This is a genomic window from Streptococcus sp. zg-86 (genome assembly GCF_017639855.1).
Classification (GTDB): domain Bacteria; phylum Bacillota; class Bacilli; order Lactobacillales; family Streptococcaceae; genus Streptococcus; species Streptococcus zhangguiae.
In genome coordinates, this window is record NZ_CP072115.1 from 1910468 (window position 1) to 1930442 (window position 19975).

Below are 19975 nucleotides of genomic sequence, written 5' to 3' on the forward strand. Positions count from 1 at the left end.
CACGTATCATGTACGATTCGTTAGTTTAAAGGAGAAAGATATACTATGATGAATATGCAACAAATGATGAAGCAAGCGCAAAAATTGCAAAAGCAAATGGAGAAGAGCCAAGCTGAACTGGCCGCAACAGAATTTACCGGAGTATCAGCACAAGACTTGGTTTCCGTCACCTTTACGGGGGATAAAAAGCTCGTTTCTATCGCATTCAAGCCTGAAGTAGTAGATGCAGAGGATGTGGAAACCCTAGAAGAGATGACGATTCAAGCCGTCAATCAAGCCCTTACGAAAATCGATGAAACAACCCAGAAAAAATTAGGGGCATTTGCCGGAAAATTACCTTTTTAAACCCGGCTACTCTTCACATCATACAAAGTAAAAAACCAAGGTTTTCCTTGGTTTTTTGACTTATGCAAACTCAGCAATAATTGCTTTAATTTGATCTTTGCTGTGTACGCCAGCAACTTGTTTGACAACTTCTCCATCTTTTTTAAAGAGAAGGGTTGGAATGGACATAATCCCAAATTCACGAGCTGTATTTGGATTTTCATCCACATCCATTTTCAAAATTTTCAATTCATCTTCGTGGATTTCTTCTGCTAATTGCTCCAAAATAGGGGCTTGCATACGGCATGGACCACACCAAGTTGCCCAAAAATCAATCAATACAAGACCTTCTTTGGTTTCTTCGACAAAGTTTGCATCAGTAACTGCTTGAACCATTATTGTTCTCCTTTTTTTCTTTGTATTGTTATTCTACACTAAAAGGAAACTTTTTCAAAATATTTGCTACGCAAGGCAAATATCTATGACATAGGTGAATTCTTGGTAGCATTCCTCAATGTCAAACAAGTCCAAATCCGCCTGATTAGCAACTATATAAATCCCCTCTCTGAGGTAGTAAGGCAGTGGCTGTCCAGCCATGTCTATCAAAGATAGGCTAGCCTTTTCTACATCAACACCGAAACGGAAAGTAGGCGTATCCTTTGGCTGACCGACGACTAAGTAATCGCTACATACCAACTTGCCACCCCATTTTTGATAGAGATGATTAGCCACATCTCCCTCACGTGTGAAAATCGCTAATCGTTCTACCTGATATTCTTGTAATTCCTGTAAAGCCCGGTCATAGAGTGCTTGAGCTATGCCCTGTCCTTGATAATCGGGGTGAACTGCTAGATTGGTAAAATAGGCCACTTTGTCTGCGGGCGCATACAGATAGGACTGGCTACATTCTTGATTGTAAATGTCTATATCTAGCAAACCAACAATCTGACCATCTTTTTCTGCTACCCACTCAATGCGGTCATCATAGATATCCCTATTCAAGGTAGGCTTGGCTGTCTCTCTATCATCAAAAAAAGGAGAAAAGAGATAGCTAAGTGCCTTAGTATAGACCCAGCCTTTTTCATCACTCGACTTGTATTTCCTGATAAGCATATTTCCTACTCCTTGCTTTAAAAGATACCACTATTTTACCCCCCCAAAAAAATCAAGTTTGTCAAGGGATATATTATTTAAAGGTCACAATGGTTGCACCGCTGCCCCCAGCATTCTGCGGGGCATAGCCAAATTCCTTGACCTGCTTGTTACGGCGAAGATACTTGGTCACTCCCTCACGAATGACACCTGTTCCGATACCGTGGATAATATCAACCTGCGACAGATTGTTCAGCAAGGCCTGATCAATAAATTCATCCAATTCCTGCATGGCTTCTTCATAGCGTTTGCCACGCAAGTCGAGGCGGGCCTTAGGCCCTTTTCCAGTTGTGCGTTTGACGACATGGACCTGTTTTTGTTTTGGCTTTTCTTCTTTTTCAGCCTTAACAAGGGTAAATTCGTCTGATTTCAACGTCATCTTAATCAAGCCAACTTGGGCTTCCCAACGACCGTCTTTCAACTGCTTGGTCAAGGTACCGCGCTGTCCATAGCTCGTGACTAAAATATCATCTCCCACGCGCGCAGCCTTTTCTTTTTTGGCCTTTTTTAAGACCTTATTTTTCGATAAATCTACGACTTCTGGTGCTAATGTTTTCAGCTTGCTTTTGGCTTCAATGATCTGGTGTGGCTTCAAGCTAGCCTGGCTGTGAAGATTTTTCAGAATCTCATCACTTTCAGCCAAAGCCATGGTCACAATCTCTTGTGCTTCTAAACGTGCCTTATTTAACTCTGTTTCTTTTTCTCGTGAAAATTCGTGATAGAGTTTCTTCAAGGCGCGATTCATCTTGAGATTTTCCTGCTCGACTTCACGAATGGTATCTAAACGCTTACGACTTTCTACTGTTTGCGCTTCTAGCTTTTCAATAATGTGATTCACATCACTATCGGTGCTGGTCATGTTTTCCGCATCCCTGATAATAGCTGTTGATAAGCCGAGACGCTTTGCAATCTCAAAGGCATTAGAGCGACCTGGAACTCCCTGCATGAACCGATAGGTCGGGCGCAGGCTCTGGCTATCAAATTCCATGCTGGCATTTTCCACACCAATTGTCTCAATCCCGTAGGCTTTTAACTCAGGATAATGGGTTGTTGCCATTGTTTTAATGCCACGTAAGCGCAAATCTTCTAAAATGGCCATGGCAAGCGACGCTCCCTCCTGTGGGTCCGTTCCTGCTCCCAATTCGTCAAATAAGATAAGAGAATCTTGGTCAGCCCGTGCTAAAATATCAACCGTATGGGTCATATGACTGGAGAAGGTTGATAAACTTTGCTCAATCGATTGCTCATCACCAATATCTGCAAACATTTCATGAAACAGACCAACTCGACTGCCCTTATCTGCTAGGATTGGCAAGCCAGACTGGGCCATGAGATGAGTTAGACCTAGCGTTTTCAACATAATCGTTTTCCCGCCTGTGTTGGGACCAGTAATGACAATCGCTGTCAAACCCTCTTTGAAATACAGGTCATTGGGAACAGGATGAACTAGAAGTGGATGACGAACATTTAATAGGGCAATATCTTTCGACAAGGACAGACTGGGAATACTCGCCTGATACGTTCTAGCAAACACATGCTTGGCACGGATTAGATCAAGGTGTCCAATGACCCAAGCATTATTGCGAATAATGTGGCTATTTGGCCGAAGGATAGCAGATAATTCTTGCAAAATACGACTGATTTCATGGCGTTCTTCTGCCTTGGCATGGGTCATTTCCTCATTCAAGGACACGACCGCACGAGGTTCAATATAAACGGTCGATCCAGAAGCAGAAATATCATGCACCACACCTGAAATACGATTGCGGTAGGTATTTTTGACTGGTAGGACATTGCGCCCATTCCGACTAGCTAGAACGGTATCTGTCAGCATATCGCTCTTGGTTTTCAGCATATCCTGTAAAATCTGTCTAATTTGATCTTCTGATTCCCGAATATTCCTGCGAATCTTGGCTAATTTCTCACTAGCAAAATCCTCTACAAAACCCGCATTGTTAATAGCTTGTAAACTGCCTTGGATATGGGGAAATAGCTCAATTTTTTCAAACAAGGACGGCAATTGACTCAAATAGACATTTTCCAATTGCTGGTAAAAATCTGCTAATTCTTTTGAGACTTCTAACACCTTTTTTACGGCTAAGATTTCAGGAATATTGAGATCTGCCTCCAAGTCCAGCCGCTTCATGGCCGGTGCAATATCAACTATTGCTCCCATGCTAAAATGCGGATGCTCAACAAAGAGTTGAGCCATATCTGCCATTTCATCAAAGGCTTGCTGAATCCGTGCTGCATCCGTCATAGGCGCAAGCTCCCGTAATTCAAAGGCTCCCTGTTCTGTTACAATAAAGGGTTCCAACAAGGCCTTGACCTTGTGAAACTCCAAGGTTTCCATAATTTTCTGGTTCATTTTCTTTCTCCGAGGTTCGTCCTCTTTCATTCTACATTCCTAATACTATAATAAAGGTTAGGACATCGTTCAGTCGCTTTGCTTCAATAGTCCAGTGGACTGTTGAAGGTTGGAAATAGGGATTATGGAGTAATCCTCCATTAACGCCAGTTCTATCTGCAACTTCTTGCCTTGTCCTATTCCTTTCTTAATCCACTATAAAAGCTTTCCCTTTACATCTTCATGGTAAGAGCCTATTTGAATGGTGGCATACACCTTCCGATTTTAAGTAAAAACAGAGGGACTGGGCAACACGTGCTCAACCCCTTTTCAATTCATACTCGTCACCAATCAAATTCTGACACCGTTCACTCAAGAGTGGGAGTCGAACCTTGATTTTCCTAGAGTCGCAATCCACTCAACCAACTACTTGCTTACTGTCCAATCGAAGCAAGTAATAACTTTTTAAATAAACTACTTGTAATCGGAGTGTATTGGATAAGTGTATTGGCCAGCCAGCTTTTATGAAGCGTATCTTGCACTACTGTTAGTGGAATAGCCCCTGCAATTGTCAAAACAATCTGTAAAGACACAATAGCCACAAGTACAGCCAAGGCACCGCTGATGAGATTGGTCACTCTCGTATCTGGATCAGCAAAGCGTAGGAGGTGTACCAGTAGCCCCAACAGGCGTAACAAGGTATAGACGACTCCATAAACGACCAAGAATGCCAAACCGGCGTAAAATATCTTATCCAGACTAAACAAGTATTGCGGTTCAAAATAATAGGTGCTCGCTCCCTGCGCAGCATTTGTAAAGGGGACCCATAAGTAGAGAAGAGCAATCAATCGCTTATAGTAACCAGCTGCGACAATGAGGGAAAAAATACTAGCAAAGGTATAATAACTTTGTAGTACAATCCCCCGACTGTAGCCAATATAAAAACTCCAAACCAAAAGAATCAACAAGACTAGGGTTATCATGATGGATCCTCGAGTTCATCTAAGTCTAGGAGAGTCACATTTTTCTTGAGCACTTTTTCTTTGACACTAGCTAATTCTACCTCTACCTTTTCATGCTCTAGCTCTCGTTTCAACTGAACAGACAAGGCATTGATTGCAAGCAATAGGGCCAAGGTTTCAGAATCTGCTGTCGGCATTTTTTCCTTGATGGCTTGATATTTTTCCTGTAGGATGCGCTCAATCTCCTCCATAAAGAGATTATCATGCTCTGTCGTGAGCGTTAACTGTTTTTCTCCAAATGTAAATTTGTATCGATTTAAGTTTGCCATAAAATTACCTCAACTCATATTATATCGTAAAATCAGCCATTTGGCTAATCTCCCTACCACTCAAAGGCTCAAAGTGCATTCTTTCTCCGAGCAAAATCCACAAAACGAAACTTATCAATCTTATGCTTGCTTTCTGTGTATTGAAATTGCTGAGTATTTCCTAAAAAAACGCGGGATCGAATCTGAACCAGATAATCATCCTTACTGTTCATCAATTCCCTTTCTTCTCGATTGGTCGGCTCAACCGTAATCTCCTTTTGCGCGTAGGCAATATCCAGTCCCAACTCCCCTTCAAGATAGGCATAGATTGAGACTTGGGCGATTTCCTTGGTCAAATGGGGAACAAATTCCTTGGAAAGATAATCCGTATCAAGAACCGATACCTTACCGTCAATCGATCTTGTACGGACAATTTTCCATACTTGTTGATAGGGTTCAAAACCTGTTAACTGCGCTAGACTACTCGTGACAGTCACCAACTCTAAACTCACCACTTTTGTCTGGTTCTCCATACGAAGTGACTGGGCCAATTCCTGATAGGAGGTAAGGCCTGATACTGGAAAATCAAGCAATTCTTGTTTTAAGACCAGCGATCCCTTCCCCTGTACCTTTTGAATCAATCCACGCTCCGTTAGCATCGCTAAGGCCTTTCGAATCGTATCGCGACTCACCTGATACTGAGCTTGTAACTCTTTTTCAGTGGGTAAGACATGCTCTGCAGGGTAGATGTGCTCTGTTATTTTTTCCTTAATATCATTGAAAATTTCTTGGTATTTTTTCATCTTTCTTTCCATTGGTCTGCTTTTTATCATACAACTGAACCTATTATAACAAATTTTAGATTTTTTTGACAAAAATGCTTGCATTCTATTTTGAAATCGGATACAATAGGCTTGTTCTTAAAATTTGTCCGTACAAATTTTTGAAATAGAAAGGAGACATAGTTCAACTATCGTCTAAAGGAAATAATCAATGGGAAAATTTGAACAAGATGCCAAGACGCTACTTCAAGCAGTCGGTGGCAAGGAAAATGTCACAGCTGTAACGCACTGTGCCACACGTATGCGGTTTGTTTTGGGAGATCCGAAAAAAGCAGATGTTAAAACAATCGAAAACATTCCTGCCGTAAAAGGGACTTTCACAAATGCTGGGCAATTCCAAGTCATTATCGGAAACGATGTCCCTATCTTTTATAATGACTTCACAGCTGTTTCAGGTATCGAAGGCGTTTCAAAAGAAGCTGCTAAATCTGCCGCAAAAAGCAATCAAAATGCCATTCAACGTGTCATGACCATGCTAGCAGAAATCTTCACACCAATCATTCCAGCTCTAGTCGTTGGGGGATTGATTCTCGGCTTCCGTAATGTCTTAGAATCTGTGGGGATGCCATGGTTGGGACAACAAATAGCAGATGGTGCCAAAGTTTTTGATGCAGATGGCAATCCTGTCTGGAACACTATTACCATGGTTTCACCATTCTGGAATGGAGTCAACCATTTCCTCTGGTTGCCAGGTGAGGCAATTTTCCACTTCTTACCAGTTGGAATCACTTGGTCTGTCACCCGTAAAATGGGAACCACTCAGATTCTTGGTATCGTTTTGGGTATCTGTTTGGTGTCTCCACAATTACTCAATGCCTATGCTGTACCGGGTACATCCGCAGCAGAAATCGCTGAAAACTGGTCTTGGAACTTCGGCTTTGCAACAATTGCTCGTATTGGTTACCAAGCACAAGTTATCCCAGCTCTTCTTGCCGGCTTGTCACTTGCCTACCTTGAAAAATTCTGGCGCAAGGTCACTCCAGAAGTGGTCTCTATGATTTTAGTGCCATTCCTTTCACTCGTTCCAGCCATCATCCTTGCACATACAGTACTTGGTCCTATCGGTTGGGCAATCGGTAAAGGCTTATCAGCTGTCGTATTTGCTGGTTTAACAGGTCCACTGAAATGGCTCTTTGGTCTTATCTTTGGTGCCCTTTATGCTCCATTTGTTATCACAGGTCTTCACCACATGACCAATGCCATTGATACTCAGCTAATGGCCGATACTGCTACTCACACAACTGGTCTGTGGCCAATGATTGCTCTATCAAATATCGCACAGGGTTCTGCTGTATTTGCCTACTTCTTTATGAAACGCCATGATGAGCGTGAAGCACAAGTTGCACTTCCTGCTACTATTTCTGCCTACCTCGGTGTAACAGAACCTGCCCTCTTTGGGGTGAATGTGAAATACATCTATCCATTTGTCGCAGGAATGATTGGCTCATCTCTTGCAGGCTTGGTCTGTGTCATGTTAAATGTCCAAGCCAATGCGATTGGTGTCGGTGGCTTACCAGCTATTCTTTCCATTAACTCAAAATACTTCGGCTCCTTCTTGTTGACCATGGCCATTGCAATTGTCGTTCCATTCATTCTGACCTTCTTCTTTGCCAAAACAGGGTTGTTTGCGAAAAAAGAAGAGGTTGTGGAAGAAGTTATTGCTCCAGTAACCGAAACAACGACTCCTACTAACATCATCAGCCCATTAACTGGTCAAGCAAAAGATTTAGCAACTGCAACAGACCAAGTTTTTGCTTCTGGCGTTATGGGACAAGGAATCTTGATTGAACCAAGTGAGGGCGAATTGATTGCCCCGATTGACGGTGTCGTATCTGTTCTCTTTCCAACCAAACATGCTGTCGGTATCACAGGATCAAATGGTGTTGAAATGTTGATGCACATTGGTATGGATACGGTCACTCTCGAAGGAAAAGGCTTTGAAGCTCATGTTCAACAAGGAGATCATATCAAGGCAGGTGACAAGTTGATTAGCTTTGACATTAACCTTATCAAGGAAGCTGGTCTTGTTGTAGAAACACCTGTTATCATTACGAACCATACTGATTTCCCAGCAGAAATCCTCGGAGACTTACCACGCCAAGTAGAGCGCGGACAAGCAATCCTCAAAGCCTAATACTCGTCAAACATCAAACTCTGACGTTGCTAAAATGAACTTCCGTTCTACCTGCGGTTTCGTTACCTCGTCAGAATTCGGTTTTTAGAGAGTATAAATGAACAACGGAAGCTGAGCTCTCTTTCACCACCATTCTGACATGGGTTGGAAGGAACTCAGCTTCTGCCTTTACATTCAATAGAACAGGAGAATTACATGGCAATCGATAAACGCAAGGTCGTCTATCAAATTTATCCCAAATCGTTCAAGGATACAACTGGAAATGGTGTTGGGGATCTACAGGGGATTATCCAACAATTGCCTTATCTGAAAGAACTCGGAATCGATATGATTTGGCTCAATCCCTTCTACCCTAGCCCCCAACGAGATAACGGCTATGACATTTCAGACTATACTGCGGTTAATCCTGATTTTGGAACAATGGCAGATTTTGAGGAAATGATTGCAACTGGCCAAGAATTGGGGATTGATTTCATGTTGGACATGGTCCTTAACCACTGCTCAACTGACCACGAATGGTTCCAAAAAGCTCTTGCTGGTGACCAATATTACCAAGATTTCTTCATCTTACGCGATAAACCAACTGACTGGGTGTCAAAATTTGGTGGCAATGCATGGGCACCTTTTGGCGATACTGGCAAATACTACCTCCACCTCTTTGATGTGACACAGGCTGATCTCAATTGGCGTAATCCTGCTGTTCGCAAGGAATTGTTTAAAATCGTGAATTTCTGGAAAGACAAAGGGGTCAAGGGCTTCCGCTTTGATGTCATTAACCTGATTGGGAAAGAGGAAGTCCTAGAAGATTGTCCAATTAATGACGGCAAACCTGCCTATACCGACCGTCCAATCACACACGACTACCTCCAAATGATGAACCATGCAACTTTCGGAGCAGAAGAGGGCTTTATGACAGTTGGAGAAATGTCTTCAACGACCATTGAAAACTGCATTCTCTATACAGCCCCTGATCGTGAAGAATTAGCCATGGCCTTTAATTTCCACCATCTCAAGGTCGACTACAAGGACGGACAAAAATGGTCCATTATGGATTTTGATTTTGAGGAATTAAAAAGCCTTTTCCACACTTGGGGAGAAGGCATGAGTGAAGGAAACGGTTGGAATGCACTTTTTTACAACAACCATGACCAACCACGAGCCCTCAATCGCTTTGTTGATGTGAAGAATTTCCGTAATGAGGGAGCAACTATGCTAGCTGCCTCTATCCACCTCTCACGTGGGACGCCTTATATCTACATGGGTGAAGAAATTGGTATGATAGACCCTGACTATGATTCTATGGACGATTATGTCGATGTAGAAAGTCTCAATGCCTATCAAATCATGCTGGACGAGGGCAAAACACCAGAGGAGGCCTTTGCAATTATCCAAGCAAAATCCCGAGACAATTCTCGTACACCAATGCAATGGGATGCTAGCAAAAATGCCGGTTTTACGACAGGTACCCCTTGGCTCAAAGCTGGAAAATCCTACCCAGAAATCAATGTTGAAACTGAAAAAGAAGGCCCAATCTTTACCTTCTATCAAGAGCTGATTCGCCTGCGCAAAGAAATGCCGATCATTGCTGAAGGTGACTACACCGCAGCTTACACGGACAGCGACAGCGTCTATGCCTTTGAACGGCACTTAGGGGAACAAAAACTCCTCGTCCTCAACAACTTCTTTGCCAAAGAAGTCGAATTAACTATCCCAGCGGAGTACGTTGACGGTCAAGTCCTCATCAGCAACTACGCAGATACAAGGATTGCAAATACCATCACGTTAAAACCCTATCAGACCCTCGCAATCTTAAAAGATTAAAAAATGAATAAAAAAACTGGATTCTGCTCAACCTGCACATCCAGTTTTTTGATACAGTGAATTGAATAAAGGTTAGGACATCGTTAAGTCGCTTTAATGAACGTCCCGTTCTATCTGCAGCTCCTTGCCTTGTCCTATTCCTTTCTCAATCCACTATAAAATCTTCTTTTATTTAAAAATATTGCCCAACTCAACATCAACCTTATTTTCTTTGACATCAATGTTGGTAACAGCAAGCAATGACTTGTAATTTGCTACGTTGCGGGCTCCTTTTTGGTTTTCTGCAAAAACGGCTACACCAGCTAAACTACTATCAAATTCTGATAAGAGACTAATCATCCCGTTAATGGTGCCACCATTTTTTAGGAAATCGTCAACAATTAAGACACGACTACCAGCCTTAAGACTACGTTTAGACAGAAACATTTTTTCAATTCGATCGCTAGAGCCTGAAACGTAGTTGACAGAAACCGTTGAACCTTCTGTAATCTTTAAATCACGCCGCACAATAACAAAAGGAACATTTAAGACATTAGCAACCGCATTGGCTAACGGAACTCCTTTTGTCGCAACCGTCATCACTGCATCAATTTGCTCATCCTTGAAGCTATTTGCAATAATGCGACCAACATTTTTTAAAATATGAGGGGTTGAGAGCAAGTCAGAAGAATAGATATAACCCCCTGGTAAAATTCGGCTACTTTCTGCCATTTGACCCCGTAATTCCTCAGCAATTGCACGAGATTCTTCCTCTGAAATCGAAGGAGTAAAAACGACACCACCACTTGCTCCTGTAATGGTTTCAATGTGGCCAATCGCACTTTCTTCAAAGGCTTTTTTAATAATAGCAATATCCTCTGAAATCGACGACTTAGCAGAACTATACTTCTCTGCAAACATATTTAAACTCGTCAATTCATAGGGGTGGTTGATGAGATAATGAGAGATGACAACCATTCGTTCACTTCTTCTTAATTTCATAGTCGATTCCTTCTTTGCTTTTTTAATATTATATCATAAAAAAGGAAAAAACGAACTTTTTTTATGCATTAGCCCGTTTTTTTCGTATTTTATTGATACTCTATACCTATCACCTTGCAGTATTCTGCATTATAAGTGAATCAGTCGTTCAATTATTTGCCTCATTAGTCGATATCTGGCTTATAGAAAGCCCGGTTATCCATTGCAAAGATTCGACTGGTCATTTCCCCTGGTCCTACCTTATCCAAGGCTGTTAACATCATCATCATCTCCGCATCAATATTGTCAATCATGTGAAGAATTTCTGCTTCCATGATCTGCGGACGAACAGGACTACCATATTCGAGTAAGCCATGATGACTAAGAATAACATGGCGTAAAACTGTCACTTCTTCCTTGGTATCATCGATTCCTAACTCAATCAATACCTTGGTAATCTCCTCATCAATCAGGGAAATGTGGCCGATGAGATTGCCTCGTACAGTATAGTTGGTATTGTCAGGACCAGATAATTCAATGACCTTGGCTAAATCGTGTAGCATAATTCCTGCGAACAACAAACTCTTATTGAGCTGGGGATAAATGTCTCCAATCTTATCTGCCAAACGAACCATGGTCGCTGTGTGAAAAGATAGGCCTGAGTAAAAGGCATGATGGTTCGTTTTAGCAGCTGGATAAGAATAAAACTCCTGGTCATACTTGCTATATAAGGCACGTACAATACGTTGCCAGACAGCATTTTCAATCTGAAACATCATCTGACTTAAATACTTGCGCGTATCTTCTACATTGACAGGGGGCTTTTCCTTGAAATCCGCTGGATCAGCCGGCTCACCCGGTTTTGGTAACCTTAAGATAATTTGATTAACTTGAGGTGTATTGTTGTATACTTCACGCCGCCCCTGCATGTGGACGACAGTACCTGCCGTAAAATCTTTAATCTTTCCTGGTTGGGCATCCCATATTTTTCCTTCAATCTCTCCAGTATCATCTTGGAAAGTCAAGGCAAGATAATCTTTTCCAGCCCTTGTCTGCCGAACATCAGCTGTCTTAATCAGATAAAAGCCTTCAAAGAGCTCATCTTTTTTCATTTGGTTAATTTTCATCTTCTTCCCCTTCCTCCTGGAAATTCAATAGGGTAAACGAGTCCGTATCATCTGGTAATTCAATATGGCGCAGGGTACGCTCAATCGCATTGGTCCGCCGTGTCAAGAGGTCGTCTAGATTGCCTGAAGCATGCTGTAAATGGCGCTGAGCCTTCATCAATACTGTCCCAAATTTGCCAAATTCTGACTTGACATTCCCCAGAACCTTACTGATATCATCAGCAGATCTCTGAATATTTAAGGTCTTAAATCCGACAGATAAGGAATTCAAGAGGGCAGATAAGGTTGACGGCCCCGCCACCACAATATGCTCTGTCCGCCGCAGTTCATCAAAGAAAATCGGATTACGAACTACTTCAGAATACAGACCTTCTGTCGGTAAAAAGAGAATCCCAAAATTCGTCGTTGCTGGTGGATTCAAGTACTTCTGCTGAATATCCTTAGCAAAGCGTTTGACAGAAGCTAAGAGATGTTTACGGTGCAACTCAATCTGCTCCTTGTCACCCGCCTCATACGCATCTTCTAAACGATAGTAATCTGCTAGAGGAAACTTGGAGTCAATCGGAAGGTAAACCGCATCCTCTTTGGTCTGACCCGGTAATTTAATCGCATATTCTACCCGCTCATTAGAACCTGCTACTGTAGCAAATTCTCGTTCGTATTGGGAGGGTGTTAAAATATCTTCGATAATTTGTCCCAATTGCAACTCGCCCATAATCCCACGCGTTTTAGTATTTGAGAGAATTTTGTTGAGCGCTCCAACATCACGTGCTACCGTCTGCATTTCTCCAAGACCACGGTTAACGGATTCCAATTGCTTCGATACCGTTTCAAATGAGGCTTGCAAGCGAGTTTGCAAGGTTTGTTCTAACTTCTCCTCGACTGTCTGACGCATTTCTTCCAGTCGCTTCTCATTCGAAGCCTGAATAGCCTGTAAACGTTGATCTGCCATATCACGATTCTGCGACAGTAACTGGTGTATTTCCTGCCGCAGGGCTGTCAATTGTTGATACAACTCCCTACGTAAATCAGTCATATCCTGATGTAGAACTTGTTGCTGGGCAAGGGTTTGTTGATTTTTTTGATCTAAAAGATAGGTGAGCTGGTCTGACAGATGGTCTGCCATATCTTCTGATTGTGCCGATAAGCGCTTCATGTGTTGCTCTAGACGGAACAACGTAAACACTGAAACCATTATTGCTACAAAGGCTAGGATATCCGCCATTTTACCTCCTATCTCGACTATAGATGAGCACAACATACCCCTTATCTATTGTAAATTCGATTTCTTTTCCGATAAATTCATTACTGCTGTAACATTTTTTGAAAAAATAATTGCTCTCATTCAAGGGATATTTGGCATGAGAGATACTCAAGCGACTGTCATCAGACGGCATAAAGGACACATAGGTCATTCCCTCAATCGGAGCAATTGTATACTGTCCTGCTGGATAAAAGCGGACAATGTTCACATCATCCACTAGCTCAATCTGCCGCATATACGGTGCTAATGCCGGTTCACTAGCGAGAAAGAGATTGCTCATCATGTGATCCAAACGGCCACCAAACGCTCCAAAAATGGTGACAGTTGCTCCTTGATAACGTGTGAAGACTTCTTTCAGCGCCAGTTCCAAATCTGTATCATCTTTTTCTGCCGGTGCCTGCACAAAAACTCTCGCAGTTTGGGCAATACGCTTGCGCTCCTCATCCGTCACCGAATCAAAATCACCCACTGCCATATCAAGAGGCAACTCTTGCTCCAAAAGATGAAGCGCCCCCCTGTCCACTCCAACAAAAAGATCGTAATCAGGCGAAATAGCTCCTCTATCTCCCCCTGCAACAAGAGCAATTTTAATCATGAAGAGCCGCTTTCAAGGTCGTAACATTTGCTTGCAAGTCTCCCTTAAACAAGTAGGAACCTGCCACAAAGACATTTGCCCCTGCTTCTTTCGCAGATACAATCGTCTTGTTGTCAATGCCACCATCTACTTCAATATCAAATGACAAGCCCTTTTTCTCACGCAAACGTGCTACTTCCGCTATTTTTTCTGCTACTTCAGGAAGATAGGCTTGGCCACCAAAACCTGGATTGACTGTCATCAATAATACCTGATCTACCATATGCAAGACCGGTTCAATCAACACGACAGGTGTTCCTGGGTTGATAACGGCACCTGCTTTCATACCTGTAGAACGAATTTTTTGCAAGGCTCCATGAAGATGTTGGGTCGCTTCCGCATGAATGGTCACAATATCTGCACCTGCACGCGCAAAATTCTCAATATGCTGCTCTGGATTAGACACCATCAGATGGCAATCAAAAACTAGCTTGCTATGTGGGCGCATTGCAGCTACCACATCCGCACCAAATGAGATATTGGGGACAAAATGCCCATCCATAATATCAATATGGACATACTCCACACCAGTTGCCTCAAGACGTTTCAATTCTGCTTCAAAATTCGCATAATCCGCAGCAAGGATTGAGGGAGCAATTTTATAATGTGACATAGGAATTCCAACTTTCTATTTCATTTTTTTACTGACTTTTTTATAGATTTCACGCACATTTTGAATTTCCGATAAAAATTGCAGATAATTGTCGTAGCGACTTTGGGAAATCACCTGTTTTTCCACAGCAGGCTTGACAGCGCAATCTGGCTCATGCGTATGGGTGCAGGTCCGAAATTTACAAGCTTGACTTTCCTTAGCAATTTCTGGAAAACAATCATTAAGTGCCTCTGCCTCTTTTACTTCGTAATCGAGCGAAGAAAATCCCGGAGTATCAGCAATTTTTCCACCATAAACGTTATAGAAGCTGACAGCTCGTGTCGTATGGCGTCCCCGACCCAAACTATCTGAGATTGTACCTGTTTCCAATTGCAATTCTGGTGCAATTTTATTGAGCAAGGTCGATTTACCAACCCCTGTCTGCCCCATAAATACCGTTACCTTATCCTTCAAGAGAGGTATTAATTCCTCCAAACTGGAAACAAAATGATAGCCGATTTGCTCATAAATCGCACGATAACTGTCCAACTCGTCTTGCTTTTCCAGCAAATCCATCTTTGAGATGTAAATGATTGGCATCATATCTTTTTGCTCTAGCAAGACCAAGAAGCGATCCAAGAGATTGGCATTGAAATCAGGCTCTTTGGCTGACATGATAACAACTGCCTGATCAATATTGACAATTGGCGGTCGTACCAAGCTGTTTTTGCGCTCATAAATCTTTAAAATATAACCCTCTGACTGCTCTTCTGCAGAAAAATCGACAATATCTCCCACGTAAGGCGTTTGCCCTTTTTTTCGAAAATTCCCACGCGCTCGTGTCTGATAAATCTGCCCATCGGACTCTACGTAGTAAAATCCAGCAAGGGCTTTCATAATAATACCTTGCAAATCTGCTCCTTTTTTCATTATCTGCTCTCAGAAATCAACTTCCAAATCCCTTTTAGACGCTGTTTCATCAAGTATGCTTGTCCCTATTATATCAAAAATTCATATAGAATGACGAGTTTCAAGGAACTTTATTAAAGAAATGCAAAAAGCCCCTTATCAGAGGCACTTGCATCATATCAATTGCTCATTTTCTTATTCCCGAACCCACGAATTCTCTCAACGAATCTCTGAGATAGAACCATCTGTAACAAGCAGTACTGTATCAAAATAAGACAATATTTCTGGATCGGATTCATGCAACACAATGACCATCAACTTATCATCCAATTTTGAAAGAGCAAACAGCAATCGCTTCGTAAGCTGAGGATCTACATGGGAGGTTGGCTCATCTAGCAACAACATATCTTTTCCACTCATCAACGCGCGAAATATCCCCATAATATTTTTTTCACCGCCACTCAGCTGATCTGGATCTATCACAGACTGTAGACGTTCCTGAAGACTGCTTGGCAAGCTATAGAAGAGTTGCTCGACTTCTTTTCTGCCTCTCTCATAGCTACCATATACTGAGATATTGTTTTCAAAATCTGTATGGTAAAATTGCTCAAATTGACTTAAATAGAAAAGCGCGTCTGGGTCAAATAGATGCTCGTCAGCTCCCTCTTTTCGGACGATAGCACCTTCGTCTATCGCTATCTCACCTGCTAAAGCACGAAGAAAGGTAGACTTCCCACTTCCTGACTGACCAACAATCGCATACTTTTTCCCTCTTTCAAAACAATAGGAAAGCTCTCTTACCCTCATCTCCCCCACATGATAGCCTAGCCCCACAAGCGATACCGCATCAAAGACTGGATAACTAGGAGGCTGGGGCAGCAACACTTCTCCATCCAAATACCTCTCAAGATTCCGAACAGTTTCTTTCGTTGCATTGATTGCGTTCACATCCAACAATATATATTTCATGGGATAGATGAAATTTTCCACATAGCTAAACGTAGCAATGGCTGCTCCGACTGTCAATTCTTTTTTAAGCAATAAATAACCGACTAAACCAAACGCTGTTAATTGGACAATAAACATAGAAAAACCATTCAACACATTTGTAAATGTCTTAAACTTTCCGAATCGGAAACGCGCTTCTTCTGTACCTTGTAAAGATTGGTGATGAACATGACTAATATGTGAAAACGTTTCTTTATTCACCCTATTTTTAGCAGAAAATAAATCTGTCACCACCTGAAAGTAACTTTCCAAGTCCTGTAAAAAGGCTCGTTGCCGTTTGGACAGCCGTTCCGAAACCAACTTAGGCACAAAAACAGCCAATAACGAAGCCAAAATAATGCCTACTGCTACAAGCGGATGAACAAAGAGAAAGAGAGAAACCGCATAGATAAGCAAGCTCATACTCGAACGGATTATATCCAAAATCGAACTAAGGTAACTTTCCTCAATGGTTTCGATATCATTATCAAAAATAGACAGATAAGCCGAAACATTTTTTTCTGAAAATTGCGCCAAAGGCTGCGATAAGACTACTTCTGCCAACCATTTCTTGACTGTTATAAAAAATGCCTTCGACACTTTCCATTCATAAACCTGAGAAATATATTGAAAGAGCGAATTGCTGGCAATGGTCAAAGCATAGGCAAATAAAAGCCACACAAGACCTATCACACCAAGATTAAAAATCCGATCAAACAGGTATTTGTTTAATTCCGGCAAAACAACATTGGTCAAACTGTAGAATATGTGAAAACATATCTGAATAAGGATGATATACCTGAGCTGGTAGATAATCTTTTTCATAGGTTCTCCTTGTATTGAATAAGAAAAGGGGTGAAGGAATCCCCCCTGTTCCCAGCTTACATATATTAACATCAATTCTGATTAGATTGCTCTTTTTAGCTATGCTAGAACAGCCATAAGAACCTCTTCCTTCTGAGTAAGATGTAGCTGGGCACCTATCACAAATGGAAACAAGCTGATAATCTAAAAGTTTCCATTTTTTAGAAACTATTCTTCTTCATACAATAACCCCTCCTGTACTAGTTTCATCAGAAAAGAGTATGTTTCTTATTTGACTTTTGTGTCTTCTAAAGAATAGTCTGCGCTTAACTCTTTCACTATATTATGGAAGTCTATGGAGTTTTCGATTGCTTTCCAAATCCACTAACTTACATGTTTCAAATAATAGACTCTGCCCGTTTCTTCATTCACAATGTACACATAGTCATTTATCTCTTGCCACGAAATCTTATTTGAAAATACATACCTATACCGATGCCTCCTATCTTGTACTTTAATTATAAAGTATAAATAAAATACATCGAAATAATTCCCATATATGCAATCGCTATTTGTTTGGTATATTTTCTAACATCTTTTCATACCAATTAGCTAAATGATGACTATCTACAGAACGTAATAAACCAATACATTTGCGCATTTCTAAAATACCATTTACATCTTTATCCTTTTTATATTTATAATATCCCTTACAATAATGAAAAAGCAAACGGTTAAATATATCCGTCTCATCAAAAAAATGACTAGCAATCATTTTTTCAAAAAACACTGCTTCTATAAACTTACTTCGTTCAATACAAATTAGATACCCATTCAATAATATTTGAGATAGCAATAACTTATATTCGTGTAGTTCACTATAAAACTCTGTTCTAGCTACTAACTCTCTACAGCATAACATCAAATATCTATGACTTAGATTTTCCATAATATTTGCAAATAATCGTAACTCATAGTATCCCCAGTTCTCTATTCGAAAGAGATAATCCGTCAGATAAGTTATCTCCTCAGCTGTAACAAAAACTGTCTTTTCTATTTCTTTTAATTTACACTTAATTAAGATAGCATTTATCCTATGAAATTCCTCGTGTATTCCCAATTCTACTTTCATTAATTGCTCAGATAATAATTGTTTCATCCTCATACTATCTCTATTGTACACATGTATTTTTAACTGACCTATCATTCGACTAAATTCATCTTCTTTAAAATCTTGACAAGCATGTATAAATTCATTCAAAGAGACATTCATTTCTTCTAAAACTTGAATCAATTTTTGTACGGTTATATCAGATTCTCCATTTTCAAAACGGGATAATTGAGACGTAGACACATGATTTTTAGCAACCGTTGCAAGACTCAAGCCTTTACCTTCTCTGATAAATTTAAATGTTTTTCCAAAATGATTCATTCAGTTGTACCTCTCGTTGCAAATACGGGATAATAATGTTAAAAATTGCTTATCTAATAAAAATATCAGCTTGAAGAAGAAGTCTTTTTATTGCCACCATCCTCATGTGCTTTCGGACATTAGCGACTTCCTTCGGAGTAAAATAATCCAGTGGATTATTTTAGCCCGAGCCCAGAAACAAAGGAGCGAGGATAATCGATTTCAACGAAATCACGACGTCTGTCTCACTCCCACTTTTAGCACGGCGGAGGTGGCGGTATTGTGCTCGCTAGGCTCGCAAATTTTCTAACCTTAAAACTACAGAAAATGAAATATCGTTGTACTGTTTTTCTGAATTGTGAGGGTTTGTCTACATTCTGAAATATATCTCATCATATAATAGCATCGATTATAAGCCTACCTCTAGTAAACTGTCCGCCAAACGTGCAAAATCTGCCAAAGTAAGAGCCTCACCACGTACAGATGGCTGCAAACCTGCGGACTCGAGTGCTACCTCTAACTTTTCTTTGACACCACCACCCTTGCCAAAATAGCTGGTCAAGTTGTTCCACAAGGTCTTGCGGCGGTGAGTAAAGCTAGCCTTTGCCACCTTGAAAAAGAATTTTTCGTCTGTCACCGCGACCGCAGGCTCTGGACGTCTCACCATTTTCAAAATGGCGCTATCGACATTTGGTGCTGGTACAAAGACTGTACGCGGTACGATAAAGGCAACTTTTGCCGTCATGTAATACTGCACCGCAATGGACAGGCTACCATAAGCCTTGGTATTGGCCTCAGCAGAAATCCGGTCCGCTACCTCACGTTGCATCATCACGACAAATTCGCTAAATGGAATCCCACTTTCAATCAAATGCATCAAAATTGGAGTCGTGATGTAGTAAGGAAGATTAGCCACCACCTTAATCGGTAACTCAGGATTTTTAAACTGCTTGATATGCTCCACCAAATTGGTCTTTAAAATATCCTGATTGACCACGGTCACATTGTCAAAATCACGGAGGGTATCCGCCAAAATCGGCACCAAGCGGTCGTCAATTTCAAAAGCCATAACCTCCGCTGCCCGTTCTGCCAAAAATTCCGTCAAGGCTCCAATTCCTGGTCCAATCTCAATCACATTGACCGACTCATCAATCTCAGCCGTATCCACAATCTTCTGTAAAATATTCGTGTCCGTCAAAAAATTCTGACCAAAGGACTTCTTAAACGTAAAACCATGACGCTCCAAAATCGCACGCGTCACACTATAATCTGCAATTCTCATATAAGATACCAAGGGCGTAAAACGGCCAAAGCCAAAATAGGAGTTTTTGCATGCAGATGCTGGCATCTGCAAAAAACTATCTTTTGGGCACTGGCCGTAGCCCGGGTTCAGTTCC

The 19975-nt window shown here is 41.3% G+C and carries 18 protein-coding genes; 3 read left to right on the top strand and 15 right to left on the bottom strand.

All coding sequences use genetic code 11. The annotated features are described in order from the left end of the window. The first annotated feature begins 45 nt into the window (after nucleotides 1-45). Nucleotides 46-345 carry a YbaB/EbfC family nucleoid-associated protein gene (locus J5M87_RS08910; RefSeq protein ID WP_154607511.1) on the top strand — a complete coding sequence of 100 codons (300 nt, stop codon included), beginning with the start codon at nucleotides 46-48 and terminating at the stop codon, nucleotides 343-345. Nucleotides 346-405: 60 nt separating this feature from the next. Here J5M87_RS08910 and trxA read toward each other — a convergent pair whose 3' ends face one another. From trxA to treR, 6 genes are all read right to left on the bottom strand, one after another. Continuing rightward, entirely contained in the window at nucleotides 406-720 is a 315-nt protein-coding gene (gene trxA / locus J5M87_RS08915; RefSeq protein ID WP_067087935.1) for a thioredoxin, read from the bottom strand. 66 nt (nucleotides 721-786) lie between these two features. Further along, entirely contained in the window at nucleotides 787-1437 is a 651-nt protein-coding gene (locus J5M87_RS08920; protein WP_154607512.1) for a GNAT family N-acetyltransferase, read from the bottom strand. Nucleotides 1438-1510: 73 nt separating this feature from the next. Continuing rightward, nucleotides 1511-3844 carry an endonuclease MutS2 gene (locus J5M87_RS08925; protein WP_154607513.1) on the bottom strand — a complete coding sequence of 778 codons (2334 nt, stop codon included), beginning with the start codon at nucleotides 3842-3844 and terminating at the stop codon, nucleotides 1511-1513. 413 nt (nucleotides 3845-4257) lie between these two features. Beyond that, nucleotides 4258-4806 carry a CvpA family protein gene (locus J5M87_RS08930; protein ID WP_154607514.1) on the bottom strand — a complete coding sequence of 183 codons (549 nt, stop codon included), beginning with the start codon at nucleotides 4804-4806 and terminating at the stop codon, nucleotides 4258-4260. Continuing rightward, nucleotides 4803-5114 (bottom strand): cell division protein ZapA, encoded by a 312-nt coding sequence (gene zapA / locus J5M87_RS08935; protein ID WP_154607515.1) that lies wholly within the window; start codon nucleotides 5112-5114, stop codon nucleotides 4803-4805. Before zapA ends, J5M87_RS08930 begins: the two co-directional genes overlap by 4 nt. Before the next feature lie 68 nt (nucleotides 5115-5182). Next, nucleotides 5183-5896 carry a trehalose operon repressor gene (gene treR, locus J5M87_RS08940; RefSeq protein ID WP_154607516.1) on the bottom strand — a complete coding sequence of 238 codons (714 nt, stop codon included), beginning with the start codon at nucleotides 5894-5896 and terminating at the stop codon, nucleotides 5183-5185. Between the two features lie 190 nt (nucleotides 5897-6086). On the opposite strand from treR, the gene treP reads away from it, so the two are divergent. Together treP and treC are read left to right on the top strand one after the other, a co-directional pair. Further along, the gene (gene treP / locus J5M87_RS08945; RefSeq protein ID WP_154607517.1) at nucleotides 6087-8069 is read left to right on the top strand and encodes a PTS system trehalose-specific EIIBC component; all 1983 of its coding nucleotides are present in this window, start codon (nucleotides 6087-6089) and stop codon (nucleotides 8067-8069) included. A gap of 195 nt (nucleotides 8070-8264) precedes the next feature. Then, nucleotides 8265-9890, top strand: a complete 1626-nt coding sequence (treC, locus tag J5M87_RS08950; protein WP_154607518.1) for an alpha,alpha-phosphotrehalase — start codon at nucleotides 8265-8267, stop codon at nucleotides 9888-9890. 168 nt (nucleotides 9891-10058) lie between these two features. Here the strand turns inward: treC and purR are convergent, their stop codons facing one another. From purR to rsmA, 9 genes are all read right to left on the bottom strand, one after another. Further along, complete coding sequence (purR, locus tag J5M87_RS08955; RefSeq protein WP_154607519.1) at nucleotides 10059-10871, bottom strand: pur operon repressor; 813 nt, start codon at nucleotides 10869-10871, stop codon at nucleotides 10059-10061. A gap of 164 nt (nucleotides 10872-11035) precedes the next feature. Then, nucleotides 11036-11977: a 3'-5' exoribonuclease YhaM family protein gene (locus tag J5M87_RS08960; protein WP_154607520.1), complete on the bottom strand. Its 942-nt coding sequence runs from the start codon at nucleotides 11975-11977 to the stop codon at nucleotides 11036-11038. Then, on the bottom strand, nucleotides 11967-13202 hold the full coding sequence (locus J5M87_RS08965) for a DNA recombination protein RmuC (RefSeq protein WP_154607521.1): 1236 nt from the start codon (nucleotides 13200-13202) through the stop codon (nucleotides 11967-11969). The genes J5M87_RS08960 and J5M87_RS08965 overlap by 11 nt, the downstream gene beginning before the upstream one ends. 1 nt (nucleotide 13203) lies before the next feature. Continuing rightward, nucleotides 13204-13836 carry a thiamine diphosphokinase gene (locus J5M87_RS08970; RefSeq protein ID WP_154607522.1) on the bottom strand — a complete coding sequence of 211 codons (633 nt, stop codon included), beginning with the start codon at nucleotides 13834-13836 and terminating at the stop codon, nucleotides 13204-13206. Then, the gene (gene rpe / locus J5M87_RS08975; protein ID WP_154607523.1) at nucleotides 13829-14488 is read right to left on the bottom strand and encodes a ribulose-phosphate 3-epimerase; all 660 of its coding nucleotides are present in this window, start codon (nucleotides 14486-14488) and stop codon (nucleotides 13829-13831) included. The genes J5M87_RS08970 and rpe overlap by 8 nt, the downstream gene beginning before the upstream one ends. A gap of 15 nt (nucleotides 14489-14503) precedes the next feature. After that, nucleotides 14504-15379 (bottom strand): ribosome small subunit-dependent GTPase A, encoded by an 876-nt coding sequence (gene rsgA / locus J5M87_RS08980; RefSeq protein WP_154607676.1) that lies wholly within the window; start codon nucleotides 15377-15379, stop codon nucleotides 14504-14506. Nucleotides 15380-15595: 216 nt separating this feature from the next. Then, the gene (locus tag J5M87_RS08985) at nucleotides 15596-17188 is read right to left on the bottom strand and encodes an ATP-binding cassette domain-containing protein (RefSeq protein WP_154607524.1); all 1593 of its coding nucleotides are present in this window, start codon (nucleotides 17186-17188) and stop codon (nucleotides 15596-15598) included. A gap of 547 nt (nucleotides 17189-17735) precedes the next feature. Continuing rightward, complete coding sequence (locus J5M87_RS08990; RefSeq protein WP_154607525.1) at nucleotides 17736-18599, bottom strand: helix-turn-helix domain-containing protein; 864 nt, start codon at nucleotides 18597-18599, stop codon at nucleotides 17736-17738. 388 nt (nucleotides 18600-18987) lie between these two features. Then, complete coding sequence (rsmA, locus tag J5M87_RS08995) at nucleotides 18988-19860, bottom strand: 16S rRNA (adenine(1518)-N(6)/adenine(1519)-N(6))-dimethyltransferase RsmA (RefSeq protein ID WP_154607677.1); 873 nt, start codon at nucleotides 19858-19860, stop codon at nucleotides 18988-18990. Between the last annotated feature and the right edge of the window lie 115 nt (nucleotides 19861-19975).